The organism is Bifidobacterium sp. B4081, assembly GCF_026537335.1.
Taxonomy (GTDB): Bacteria; Actinomycetota; Actinomycetes; order Actinomycetales; family Bifidobacteriaceae; genus Bombiscardovia.
In genome coordinates, this window is the sequence record NZ_JAFNMM010000001.1 from 151040 (window position 1) to 163846 (window position 12807).

Here is a 12807-nt window from a genome sequence, read left to right on the forward strand (position 1 = left end):
GCCGTTTTACACGCTGGATTATCGCGAAGGTCGTGAAAGGAACGCGCTCGTCGGCCGGTAGCGTCGGGTGTCGGCCAAGGCGTTGGATAGAGTCTTGAGGTATGAGCAGCAAGCATAAGCAGGGCGAAGCACAGGAGACCTGGTACCGGGACCCGAATGAACAGACCGAAGGGGACGGCAGTCATGTTGACCGTGATCCCTTGACGTCCCGACCTCGGATTTCAGCCCTGGTTCTGTGCATGGTCGCGGGTCTGGCCTGTCTGGGTCTGGCTGCTTTTGTCTGGTGGGCGGCTGTTTGGACTGTTCCCGGGCAGACTTATGACGACATGGCCTTGACCAACTTCCGCGGTTTCCTTGACCAGGCGCCCCTGGTCAAGGCCTACCTGGGACTGTTCACTATTCCTTATTTGACTGTGGTGATCTGCGTGGTGCTGGGTCTTGCAGCTTTTGCGGTTGTTCTGGCGCGACACCGGTGGTGGCTGCTCGGCCAGGTTGCCGTATATGCTCTGATGGTCTACGGGGTGGCCCGCATTCTCAAACGCTTTCTGCCGCGTCCTGTGCTTATCCATGCCCAGGCCTCCGCAGTCAACTCAACTCCATCCGGGCATACCATCCTGGCTCTGGCGGTGGTCCTGGCCCTGCTCTGTGTGGTGCCGCGCGTTTGGAGGGCCCCGGTCGCCTTGGTGGGGTTCGCCTTTGACCTGTCCGTGGGCTGTTCGTTGGTGCAGGGTGGCTGGCATCGCCCCTCAGACGTGATTATGGGCATTCTTATTCCGACCGGTCTCTGTCTTATTGCTCTGGCCGCTACGCGGGGAACCGGGATGGATGTTCCTGGGACCAGAATGTCATCGGCTTCGATTCAGATTGTCTCCACCCTGATGCTGGTTGCGGGTTTCCTGGGGATTCTCTACGCCTGCTATGTCATCTGGCAGGTCAGTCCTGGGCTGGAGATCGGAGCCCGGTGGACGGCCTACGGGGTCCATTGCTCGGCCGTCATAATGATGGCATCTGTGCTGTCGCTGACCCTGGGACTGGTTCTGGCGATAAGGCAGATCACGGCCTCGCCTCTGACCAGGATGGGCCTTGTCGGTCGGCCTCCGGCTCCGCCCCAGAACGACTGAGGCTGATCCCTGGGAGCACTGATCGCCGCTGACTCATCCGCCATCAGACGCAGGGATTCCACACCCGTGCACATGATCCCTTGATTTGCATGGTGACGGAACCTCGTGAGTAAGATGGCGTGCGAAAGACCACGATATAAGGAGAGGCCATGGCATCCGGCAATAAGCTCGTCATTGTTGAGTCGCCAACCAAGGCAAAGAAGATCGGCGGGTACCTGGGCAAGGGCTACACGGTCATGGCCTCAGTGGGTCATATCCGCGACCTGGCCCAGCCATCGCAGATCCCGGCTTCCCATAAGAAGGCCTACGGCAAGTTCGGCGTAGACGTGGATGATGGCTTCAAGCCCTATTACATCGTGGACGATAAAAAGAAACACACGGTGTCCGAGCTCAAGAAGGCGCTGAAGAACGCTGACGAGCTCTATCTGGCCACTGATGAGGATCGGGAAGGGGAGGCCATCGCCTGGCACCTGGTCCAGACCCTCAAACCCAAGGTGCCGGTAAAACGCATGGTCTTTCATGAGATCACCCCAGAGGCCATCAAGAATTCGCTCAAGCACACCAGGGACGTGGATGCCCACATGGTTGATGCCCAGGAGACCCGCAGGGTCCTGGATCGGCTCTATGGCTACGAGCTCTCACCGGTGCTCTGGCGCAAGGTAGGTCCGGGGCTAAGCGCCGGGCGTGTCCAGTCTGTGGCGACCCGGCTGATCGTGGAGCGTGAGCGTGAGCGTATGGCCTTCGTCAAAACCTCCTACTGGGATCTGTTGGCGCGTTTGGTGCAGAAGGATGCCGGGGAATCGGCTTCGTCGAGCGGTTTTCAGGCACGAATGATCGGTCTGGGGGAGCGGCGGCTGGCTGTCTCCAAGGACTTCACATCCAAGGGTCAGCTGACGGAAACGGCCACCAAGGAGCAAGTCCTGCAGCTGGACGAGCAGCATGCCCGGAACCTTGCTGATGCGCTGAAGGATCAGGACTTCACAGTGACGGGTATGGAGACCAAGCCATATCGGCGGCGTCCCCAGCCCCCCTTCACCACGTCTACCCTGCAGCAGACGGCTGGCAACCGGCTGGGCATGAGTTCACGGGCCACCATGCGCGCTGCCCAGGGGCTCTATGAGAACGGGTTCATCACTTATATGCGTACGGATTCGGTCACCCTCTCCCAGGAGGCCATTGCCGCTGCCCGCAAGGGGGTCGAGCGTGAGTACGGCGCCGAATACCTTTCGGCTGAGTCCAGGCAGTATGTGACCAAGACTGCCGGCGCCCAGGAGGCCCACGAGTGCATCCGGCCCGCCGGTTCCACCTTCCACAAGCCTCAGGATCTGGCCGATCGTCTGGCCCCTGACCAGCTCAAGCTCTACACCCTGATCTGGCGGCGCACCCTGGCTTCGCAGATGGCCGACGCCACCGGGTCTACAGCCACCATCCGCCTGTCGGCGCAGACGGGCAAAGAGGGTAGGGCCCTCTTCCAGGCTTCAGGTACCGTCATCAAGTTCCCCGGCTTCCTCAAGGCCATGGGTGCAGGCTCTGAGCAGACCGATGAGGGTTCATCCCTGCCTCCAGTCCAGCAGGGGGACATGCTTCGTGCCGCCTCCGTCGATCCCGAGGGCCATGAGACCCAGCCGCCGGCCCGTTACACTGAGGCATCTCTAGTCAAGACCCTGGAGGCCAAGGAAATAGGCAGGCCCTCTACCTATGCCAGCATCATTTCGACCATCATCGACCGTGGATACGTCTACGAGCGCGGCCGTGCCCTGATACCTTCCTGGCTGGCCTTTTCGGTAGTCAGATTGCTGGAGACCAATTTCCCCAAGTACGTGGATTACCAGTTCACGGCGCAGATGGAGAACGGCCTGGATATGATCGCCCATGGCAAGGAGCGAGGCAAGGACTGGCTGACCCGGTTCTACTTCGGCTCAGGGCCGGGCGCCGCTCAGAACGCTGACCAGGCCCACCAGGGCCTGCAGGAGCAGGTGGCCCAGCTTGGAGACATCGATGCCCGCAAGATCAACACCATCGAGATAGGCGATGGCCTGCAGGTGAGGGTCGGCCGCTACGGTCCCTATCTTGAGGATACGGCCGACCTGGATGCCGATGGCAACCCCAAGCGGGCCTCGTTGCCGCCCACCATGGCTCCGGACGAGCTGACCGTGGCTGCGGGCCATGAACTGATTGCAGCCAACGCTGGCGGTCCCCGTCAGCTGGGCAAGGATCCGCAGACCGGCGGTCGGGTCGAGGTGCGCAAGGGCAGATTCGGGCCCTACGTGGCCTTGATCAGCCCCGAGGAGGAAGCGGCCGAGCAGAAAAAGCCGACCGGCAAGACCGCACGGACAACCAAACAGACAGGTCCTAAGCCCAAGATGGCATCGCTCTTCAAGACCATGGATCCAGACACGGTCACCCTGGAGGAAGCTCTGAAGCTGCTCAGTCTGCCTAGGACGGTGGGCAGCATCGAACTGACCAATGCAAAAACGGGAGAAGTCGACCATGCCACCGTCACGGCCAGCAACGGCCGTTATGGCCCCTACCTGACGGCTACTAAGGCCGATGGCGGCACCGAGACGCGTTCGCTGACTGACGAGGGGCAGATTTTCACCATCGACCAGGCCGGGGCCAAGGCTCTCTTCGACCAGCCCAAGTACGGACGGCGTTCCCGGAGCGCGGCCAAGCCTCCCCTTCGTGAGCTGGGTACGGACCCTGACAGCGGCAAGCCCGTCACCATCAAGGACGGGTTCTACGGTGTCTACATCACTGACGGGCAGACCAATAGGACCCTGCCCAAGCAGTACACGGCCCAGTCCATCGAGCCGGAGGTGGCCTTCCGCCTGCTGGCAGAGAAGCGCGCGGCTGGACCCGCCAAGCGACGGGGCCGGGCCACCCGCAAGTCGACTGCACGAAAGTCCACCGCCCGCAAGTCGGCGTCCAGCAAATCTGTAGCTGGCAAGTCGGCCAATCGTGCCCGCAAAGCCACAACGAAGACTAAAACTACCAAGACTTCCAAGACTACGGAGCATCAGGCATGAGCGATGGTTTGTTCATTTCCTTCGAGGGCGTGGATGGTGCAGGCAAAACCACCCAGGTCCAACAGGCACACAACTATCTGCAGGAGCGAGGCCTGCGATCCCTGGTTACCCGCGAGCCAGGCGGCACCCCTGTCGGATTGACCATTCGGGAACTCGTCCTCCACGGCTTGGCCGCTTTTCCCTCGGTCGCCGTGACCGGAGGTACCGACGTGGTTGACGCCTCCGACGATCTGGCCCCCAGGACCGAGGCTCTGCTCTATGCGGCGGATCGGGCTGAGCATGTGGTCCAGGTGGTGCGTCCGGCTCTGGATCGCGGAGACATTGTGCTCTGCGACCGTTACCTGGATTCCTCAGTGGCCTATCAGGCCGGAGGCCGTGATCTGTCGGTGGGTGTGATTCGTCGGCTGAGTCTGTGGGCCAGTCAGGGCCTTCTGCCCAGGCGCACCTACCTGCTGGACGCGGATCCGTCTCAGTCCAAGTCGCGTCTGGACCATGAGCCCGATCGGCTGGAGTCGGCTGGCGACGACTTTCAGCAGCATGTGCGTCAGGCATTCCTGCAGCTGGCCCAGAGGGAGCCCGACCGGTTCCTGGTTATCGACGCCACCCAATCCATCGACCAGGTCTGGCAGATCATCCAGGACGATTTGGACAAGTTGGTCGAAGGGCGCGAGCCAGATCTGCCACAGGTCGATGATGAGAATGACGACACTGATGCTCAGGACGATGCCGACGAGGATGAATCGACGGCGGGGTATGAGGATGATGAGCAGGGTGCCGAGTCGGACTGGACCGAGGCTGCGGATACGTCCGCTCAGGCACCGGAGGCTGATGCTGACCAGGATGACCAGCCCATGGAGGCAGGGACAGTCGGCGGTGACGCTGACGATAATTCGGTTCCTGCAGGTTCTCGCGCTCGCTGGTTGCTCCGGTCCCGGCTCCTGCGGAAGACCCGATGAGCGTCTGGGACGCCATTGTGGGCCAGCAGCCCACGGTCGAGCTGCTCAAGCGGACGGTGGCCGCTCAGGCGCGGGGTCATGACGAGGTGGCCCAGTCCTGGTTGATCTGCGGCCCTCCTGGATCAGGGCGATCCAATCTGGCCCGGGCTTTTGCGGCAGCCCTGATCAGTCCGGATCAGGGACTGAGCGACCAGCCTACTCGCGTCACTCAGCAGGTTCTGGCCGGAACCCATCCGGATGTGTCCATACTGTCCACCAACAAGGTCACCATCGGCATCAACGAGGTCAGGGAGCTGATCATGACCTCGGAGCAGATGCCCTCAACTTCGCGCTGGCGGGTCATCATCATCGAAGACGTGGACCGGATGCTGGAGCGGACCACCAATGTGCTGCTCAAGGAGATCGAGGAGCCAGCCGAGCATACGATTTGGCTTCTGTGCGCACCCAGCGCCCAGGATGTGCTGCCCACCATCCGCTCACGGACCAGGGTGCTCAACTTGGCGGTGCCATCCAACACCGCAGTGGTTGATTTCCTGACTGACCAGGTGGGGGTGGACCAGCCCCTGGCTGCTAAGGCCGCCCGTCTGGCCCAGGGGCACATCGGCATCGCTCGCCTCTACGCCACAAGGGATCAGGTTCTGGCCGACCGTGATGAGCTGGTCGTGGGCCTGCTGGGCCTTAGACGCGCTTCGGATGCTGTGGTCCTGGCTGGCCGGGTGGTGGATGCGGCCCGCGATCAGGCCACTGCCACCGTGGACGATGAGGTGGCCAGGAACGAGCGGGAGTTTCGGCAGATAAACGGTCTTAGGGATAAGGAACGCATTCCCCGGCAGCTTCGTGGGGCCTATCATGCCTTGGGCGGCAAGGATCAGGTCCGTCGGCGGGTCACCAGACTGACCCGGGATGTGCTGGACCGCAACCTGAGCACCCTGGCCAGCGTTTACCGGGATGTGGGCGTCCTGCAGAATGGCGCCGAGGAGAAAGTCGGCTTGGTCAATCTGGAGAATCGGGCGGCAATTGCTGATCTGTCCGTCAGACTTTCCAGGCAGGGGGCCATTGACCGCATTCAGCTGATCGCCCGTGCTCGCGGAAGGCTCGCGGCCAACGGCGCCCCATTGCTGGTCTTTGAGGCCCTCCTATGCGCCCTGCTGGTGTAAACCGAATTCAATATGTGAAGGTGCCGGGCGAGGTCATGTCGCTGCTGCCAATTCTTGGTGACCAGGTCGATTCCCTGCATTGCAGCTGGGGTGGCAAGGCCACATGCGAGGGAAGGATGAATGGCCCTTTGGCATCAACCAGCCGCAGAGCCTCCCGGACGATGTCCTCCAATGGCGGCCTGATTGCGGTCAGGGTCGGACTGCTGATCAGACAGGCCGGGCTGTCAACGAAGGTTGCAACCTTGAGCTGATCGGGAACCTGGATCCCTAGCTCCCGGCAGGCCATCAGGGCTCCCAGCGCCAGCGAGTCGTCCCCGCAGATGATGGCATCCGGATGGTTGCTGCTATCGGCAAGCATGGCCATGACATTATCATGGCCACGATGCATGCTGCAGGGGCCGAACTGGACCCAGTCCGGTTCTGGCGTAATGCCCAGAGTGTTGGTCAGGGCGGAGAAGGTGGTGAAAAGCTCTGTGGCGGCGCTGGTGTTCAACTCGCGGCTCAGATAGGCAACGGCGTGCGCGTTCTGCTCGGCCAGGTGGGCGATGATCATCTTCATGGAGGCCGCTTGGTCCATGCCGACCCAGCTGGTGTGATAGGAGAGAGGTTTGCCTCCTACTTGGACGACCGGCAATTCGGCGGGCAAATCGACTGGCACTCCGGACGGGTCTTCATCCAGGGAGGGAACGACGATGATCCCCTCGGTCCGACGGGCCGCCATTGACCTCATGGCAGCTTCCAAGGCCTGATTGCTGTCTACGGAGGCGACCATCAGATAACGTTGCTGTCTGGTCAGTCGCCGGCTCAGCAGATCCAAGATGGATCCTGCCACGCTCCCAGTGGCACCGCACAGGACCAGGCCCAAAGTCCTGCTGCGGTCCGAACGCAGGGCACTGGCAGCAAAATTGGCAGAATAGTTGAGTTTTTCGGCTGCTGCGTGAACCCGCCGACTGATGTCGTCGTTTTTGCGTCTATGGCCGGAAAGAACGCGGGATACGGTTGCCGTCGAGACGCCCGCCAAGGCTGCGACGTTGGCAATGGAGGGCTGACTGTCCGCCGATCGTCCCATTGGCTGCTTGAAGGTCCTTTCCGTTGGCGCCTGATGCGGGCTGGGGGTTATTCGGCCTGGGTCAGTTTGGTGACCAGAGCATCGGCTACGGATCCAGCATCGTCCCCATCGACGGTCACGGTGACCTGGTCGCCCTTGGCGATGCCCAGGCTCATGACCATCAGGATGCTGCCCGCCTCCACAGGAGCTCCGTCGCCCTTGGCTATGGTGACCTTGCAACCGCTTGATGCGGCGGCCTGCGAGAATTCCGAAGCGGGCCTGGCGTGGATGCCGACTGGATCGGTGATGATGGTGGATCGCTGTGCTGTTGCCATGATGATCAGCTCTCTCCGTGGTGGGGCCGGCCTTGATGGACCGGCATCCGGGTGATGGATACGCTGGATATCATACCACGATAGCCCACAGATGCCAGAAATCGATTACCGTTGAAAATAAAATGAATGTGTGTATACTGAACACCGTTGCTCAAAGAACGTTTCCACTTCTGCCTCCGAGTTGGCCCCCGGTTCAGCGCGGACGAAGTGGCAGGCACTAAGGAGTGCGACATGGAGATTCAAGGCGTGGGCATTGGCCGCGGCGTTGCCGTTGGCCCGGTCATCCATATGGCGGCCGGACTGGATGTGCCCGGCGATGAAGCCAGGTCCGGGAACCTGACGGCGGATGCTGAATTCGACAGAGTCGAATCCGCTCTGGCTTCGGTCAACAAGGACCTGCTTGTGCGCGCCAAGGCCGCCCAGGATGGGCAGGGGGCCAAGGACGCCGCTCCGATTCTGATCGCCCTGGCCCAGATGGCCCAGGATCCGGCCCTGAAGACCTCGATTCGATCCCTGCTGGACGACGGCAGGACCGCCGAGCGGTCCGTCTATGAGGCATTTGCCGACTTCGAGGGAAAGCTCCAGGCCATCGGCGGCTACATGGGTGAGCGGGCCAACGACCTGCATGATGTGGGCCAGCGTGTTATCGCACGACTGCTCGGGGTGCCGGCCCCGGGCGTCCCGGAAAGCGACAAGCCATTCGTCCTGGTCGCCCCTGACCTGTCTCCAGCCGACACTTCCAGCCTGGACATGACCAAGGTCCTGGCCATCGTCACCATTGAGGGCGGCCCCACCAGCCACACCGCCATCCTGGCCCGGTCCCGGGGGATCGTCGCCGTCGTCGGCGCCCAGGATGCAGCCGGGCTGTCCGACGGACAGACAGTCATTGTCGATGCCTCTGCTGGCAGGGTGACAGCCGATCCTACCAAGGAACAGATTGAGAAGGCTGAGCAGGCCCGTCGCGATGCGGATCAGGCCAAGGCATTGCGGGGTCACCCAGGCCAGCTCAAGGACGGAACCAGAATTCCCCTCTTGGCCAATGTCGGCAAGCCTGCCGATGCCGATCCGGCCCTGGAGTATGGAGCCGAGGGCGTTGGACTCTTCCGCTCGGAGTTCCTCTTCCTGGGCAACGAGCAGGCGCCCGGCGTCGAGGAGCAGGCCAAGGCCTACCGTGCTCTTCTTGAACGTTTCCCCGGTCGCAAGGTGGTCATTCGCCTGCTGGATGCCGGCGCCGACAAGCCGCTGCCCTTCCTGACCCAGGCCGACGAACCCAATCCGGCCTTGGGGCTGCGTGGTCTGCGCACGCTGAAGGTCCACAGCCAGGTTCTGGAGGATCAGCTGGAGGCCTTGGCCCGGGCCGATGCCGAGACTGACGCTGACCTGTGGGTTATGGCGCCCATGGTCGCCGACGAACACGAGGCCGACTACTTCGTCCGTCTGGGCAAGAGCAAGGGGCTCAAGCGCGTGGGCGTCATGGCCGAGGTTCCCTCGATTGCCTTGATGGCCGACAAGGTGGCCAAGGTGGCCGATTTCGTCAGCATCGGCACCAACGATCTGACCCAGTACACGCTGGCTGCCGACCGCACACTGGGTTCGGTCGCCTCCTATCAGACCGCCTGGCATCCTGCCGTCCTGAGGGCCATCAAGCTCATCGCTGACGCCGGCCAGGCCAATAACATGCCTGTCGGAGTCTGCGGTGAGGCTGCTGCCGATCCGGACCTGGCCGTGGTTCTGGCGGGCATCGGCGTGACCAGCCTGTCCATGACGCCGGTCGCCTTGGATGATGTTCGCGCCGAGCTGGCCAAGCACACCATGGACGAGGCCAAGGCGCTGGCCGCCAGGGCTCTGGACGGAGAGTTCTACCATCCCCAGGGGTGGTGAGCAGCCGGCCGGATTTGTGCAGATCCATCGGATCCGGTGCAATCGAGCAAGTCAAACAGCACGAGCAAGGAGCAGACATGACGGATTTCCAAGCCTTCCTTCCCGACACATCCTTTGCCCTGGATGTACCGGCGACTGACTGGCGGGATGCCATCCGCAAGGCGGGCGACAGGCTGGTGGCCTCCGGGTTCACCACCGATGCCTACACGGATCAGATGATCGAGACCGTCGAGAAGATGGGCCCCTACATTGTTATCGCCCCCGGTCTGGCTCTGGCCCATTCGCGCCCTAGCGAGGCGGTCCTGGGAACCGGCCTGAGCTGGGTAAGGCTGTCCACGCCTGTCGAGTTCGGCAACAAGGCCAACGATCCGGTCTCCCTGGTGATCGGTCTGGCCGGACGGGATGAGCAGGAGCACCTGCAGGTGATGTCCGCCATCGCCGGTGCGCTGACCGACGCGAAAAAGACCCAGCAACTGGCCAAGGCCGGCACCCCTGACGAGGTCCGCGCCATTCTTCAATCGTGAACAAGAAGCAGTAAGAGCAAACAAGGAACAAAGGAGCAACTCATGGATATTCTCTGCGTATGCGGCAACGGCATCGGCACCTCGGTCCTGCTCAAGGTCAACGTCGAGCAGGTGGCATCGGAGCTGGGCATGGATGTGACTGTGACCACCTCCGACGCAGGTAGCGCCAAGGGCACGGCCAACATGAACGATCTGGTGTTGACCTCACCTCAGCTGGCACCCGAGCTGGAGGGGACCACCACCCCGGTCGAGACCGTCCAGAATTTCATGGACAAGGACGAGATCAAGGGCATCCTGGAGCAGTACGCCGACTGATGCGCCCGGCGGGCATTCATCATCGCTAGGCCGATGGGACGCCCGCTCTTTCGAGTTGAGAACAAGAGAGAAATAGTAAGGACCAATAATGAATGTCTTCCTTGCGGTGCTGAACTTCATCAGCCAGGAGATTCTGAATGTGCCCGCCTATCTGATCGGCATTGTGGCGGCTATCGGCCTGATCGCCCTGAAACGGAGCGCAGGCCAGGTCATCTCGGGTGCCCTCAAGGCGGCCATGGGCTATCTGATTCTAGGCGCTGGCGCCACTGTGGTGACCAACGCCCTGGATCCCTTCGGCAAGCTGGTCTTCAAGGCCACTGGCGCCCACGGGGTCGTCCCCACCAACGAGGTGATCGTGGCCCAGGCCTCCAGCCAGTTCGGCGCGGCCTCCGCCTACATCATCGTGCTCAGCTTCATCGTCATGATCCTGCTGGCACGGTTCACCCCACTCAAGTACGTCTTCTTGACCGGTCACCATATGGTCTTCATGTCCACCCTGCTGGCCCTGGTCCTTTCGATCGGGTTCGGCAAGGGCAACAACCTGCTCATCGTGCTGATCGGCGCCCTGCTCATGGGCGTGATCATGGTGGCCATGCCCGCTTTCGCCCAGCCTTACATGAACCGGGTGACCGGCAGCGACAAGCTGTCCATCGGCCACTTCAACACCTTGGGCTACGTGGTCTCGGGCGCGGTTGGCAGCGCTGTGGGCAAGAAGTCGCGTTCCACCGAGGACATCGACTTCCCCAAGGGGCTGAGCTTCCTGCGTGATTCCATGGTCTCCACCACCTTGCTTATGGTCGTCCTCTACCTGGTCTTCGCTGTCTGGACCGCTTTAGTGGTGCCGGCCAAGGCCGCATTCGCCGTCTTCCCATCACATCCGGCCAACTGGGGTGCCTTCTTCATGGCCGCTTTCGCTCAGGCCTTGCAGTTCGGCATCGGTGTGAGCATCATCCTCTACGGCGTCCGCATCATCCTGGGCGAGCTGGTGCCCGCCTTCCAGGGCATCGCCAACAAGGTGGTCCCTGGCGCCCGTCCTGCCCTGGACATCCCCATTGTCTTCCCCTACGGTGCCAACGCATCCCTGATCGGCTTCCTGTCCTCCTTCGCCGGCGGTCTGGTGGCTCTGGTCATCATAGCCGTCTGGCTCGGGCCCGTCTGGGGTCTGGCTCTGATCCTGCCGGGCATGGTGCCCCACTTCTTCGATGGCGGCGGCGCCGGCGTCTTCGGCAACGCAACCGGCGGCCGCATCGGGGCTGTGGTCGGCGGCTTCATCAACGGTCTGCTGATCACCTTCCTGCCGGCCATCCTGATGACGGTTCTGGGCAGCTTCGGCCTGTCCAACGCCACCTTCGGCGATGCGGACTTCGCCTGGTACGGCACCGTGGTCGGCAAGCTGGCCCAGCTGGGTGTCCCTGCCGGGGCCGTGGTCCTGGTGGTCCTGGCTGTGGTGATCTTCGCCCTGGCCTGGATCTGGCAGGTCAAGGTGGTCAACACCGGATGGATGCCTGCCACCAAGCATGCTGAGTTCATCGCCAGTGTCGAGGCTGAAGAGAAGGAGGCCAAGGCTCAGGCTCGTGCAGCCGCCAAGGCCGCCCGTGCCCAGGCCAAGGCCGCAAAGGCCGAATAGGCATGCACAAGTTCGCCACATAAGCGCAAGGAGAAAGGTCTTGCTGATTCCCTTCTCCAGTCCAATTCAGAGCCGCCCGGATCATTTCCATGCGGAAGGATCCAGGCGGCCCTTGCACTTTTAGCGTAGGGCGGCGGGATTTATTATGCTGGACGCTGTTCGCGGCTGTTTTCAAGGATGAACTTGACCTCGTCGGCTGGGCGGGCGAGAATCGAATCATGAGGATTATCACTGATTTCGGCACCATTCCCGATCGGTATGCCAAGCGCGCCCCTCAGTCCCTTACCCGCAAGGGACGTCCTGTAGTCTCCTTCCCCTTCCGCCTTGAGGACGTGCCTCAGGAGGCCCGCTGCCTGCACTGGATGCTGGTGGATCCTGACTCCGTGCCCGTGTGCGGCTTCCCTTGGATTCACTGGTCCCTGGCCAACCTGCCCATCGAGGCCTTGCTCGCCTTGCAGCCCGAGGGGACCGGAAGCTCTGTTCTGGCGATTCCCGAAGACTTCTCCAGAAATCTGTCTAACCTGATTCCCGGTGTGCCTCAAGGGCGCACCTCGGCGGCCTCGCCCCTGGTCATGGAGGAGGAGATCGCTGACGACCCCGCCGTGCTTATGCGTTACAACGGTCCTACGCCTCCGGACCGGGTTCATGACTATGTGCTGTCGGTCTGGGCCACACGAGAGGCTCTGCCGGGCCTAGAGGAGGGGTTCTGGCTGAATGCCCTGGCCCATGCCATCCATTCCGCCCAGCCGGTGGCCGCAGCAGCTCGGGCCTGGCTGCCAGCTGATGCCTGACCTGGTTGGGGCGGTCTAGCACTAGA

Annotated in this window: 10 protein-coding genes and 1 pseudogene; 9 read left to right on the forward strand and 2 right to left on the reverse strand. The window is 62.3% G+C overall.

Translation table 11 applies throughout. The annotated features are described in order from the left end of the window. Positions 1–101 precede the first annotated feature (101 nt). The 4 genes and pseudogenes from J3T92_RS00610 (at position 102) to J3T92_RS00625 (ending at position 6260) form a co-directional block, all read left to right on the forward strand. Entirely contained in the window at positions 102–1121 is a 1020-nt protein-coding gene (locus tag J3T92_RS00610; protein WP_267399256.1) for a phosphatase PAP2 family protein, read from the forward strand. Between the two features lie 149 nt (positions 1122–1270). Beyond that, complete coding sequence (gene topA, locus J3T92_RS00615) at positions 1271–4147, forward strand: type I DNA topoisomerase (protein WP_267399257.1); 2877 nt, start codon at positions 1271–1273, stop codon at positions 4145–4147. Beyond that, positions 4144–4797: pseudogene (tmk, locus tag J3T92_RS00620) on the forward strand (dTMP kinase); the annotation flags it as partial. The gene topA and the pseudogene tmk, both read left to right, overlap by 4 nt. Before the next feature lie 302 nt (positions 4798–5099). Further along, the gene (locus J3T92_RS00625; protein ID WP_267399258.1) at positions 5100–6260 is read left to right on the forward strand and encodes a DNA polymerase III subunit delta'; all 1161 of its coding nucleotides are present in this window, start codon (positions 5100–5102) and stop codon (positions 6258–6260) included. Positions 6261–6267: 7 nt separating this feature from the next. Here the strand turns inward: J3T92_RS00625 and J3T92_RS00630 are convergent, their stop codons facing one another. Together J3T92_RS00630 and J3T92_RS00635 are read right to left on the reverse strand one after the other, a co-directional pair. Then, the gene (locus J3T92_RS00630; protein WP_267399259.1) at positions 6268–7329 is read right to left on the reverse strand and encodes a LacI family DNA-binding transcriptional regulator; all 1062 of its coding nucleotides are present in this window, start codon (positions 7327–7329) and stop codon (positions 6268–6270) included. A 47-nt stretch (positions 7330–7376) separates the two neighbouring features. Further along, positions 7377–7643: an HPr family phosphocarrier protein gene (locus J3T92_RS00635; RefSeq protein WP_267399260.1), complete on the reverse strand. Its 267-nt coding sequence runs from the start codon at positions 7641–7643 to the stop codon at positions 7377–7379. Between the two features lie 231 nt (positions 7644–7874). Between J3T92_RS00635 and ptsP the strand changes: the two genes are divergently transcribed. The 5 genes from ptsP to J3T92_RS00660 all read left to right on the forward strand — a co-directional run bounded on the left by ptsP (position 7875) and on the right by J3T92_RS00660 (position 12781). After that, entirely contained in the window at positions 7875–9524 is a 1650-nt protein-coding gene (gene ptsP, locus J3T92_RS00640; RefSeq protein WP_267399261.1) for a phosphoenolpyruvate--protein phosphotransferase, read from the forward strand. Positions 9525–9601: 77 nt separating this feature from the next. Further along, positions 9602–10048 (forward strand): PTS sugar transporter subunit IIA, encoded by a 447-nt coding sequence (locus J3T92_RS00645; protein ID WP_121914979.1) that lies wholly within the window; start codon positions 9602–9604, stop codon positions 10046–10048. 42 nt (positions 10049–10090) lie between these two features. Then, entirely contained in the window at positions 10091–10363 is a 273-nt protein-coding gene (locus J3T92_RS00650) for a PTS sugar transporter subunit IIB (RefSeq protein WP_024626949.1), read from the forward strand. 88 nt (positions 10364–10451) lie between these two features. Then, entirely contained in the window at positions 10452–11990 is a 1539-nt protein-coding gene (locus J3T92_RS00655; RefSeq protein WP_267399264.1) for a PTS ascorbate transporter subunit IIC, read from the forward strand. 218 nt (positions 11991–12208) lie between these two features. Beyond that, on the forward strand, positions 12209–12781 hold the full coding sequence (locus tag J3T92_RS00660; protein ID WP_220236428.1) for a YbhB/YbcL family Raf kinase inhibitor-like protein: 573 nt from the start codon (positions 12209–12211) through the stop codon (positions 12779–12781). Positions 12782–12807: the final 26 nt, after the last annotated feature.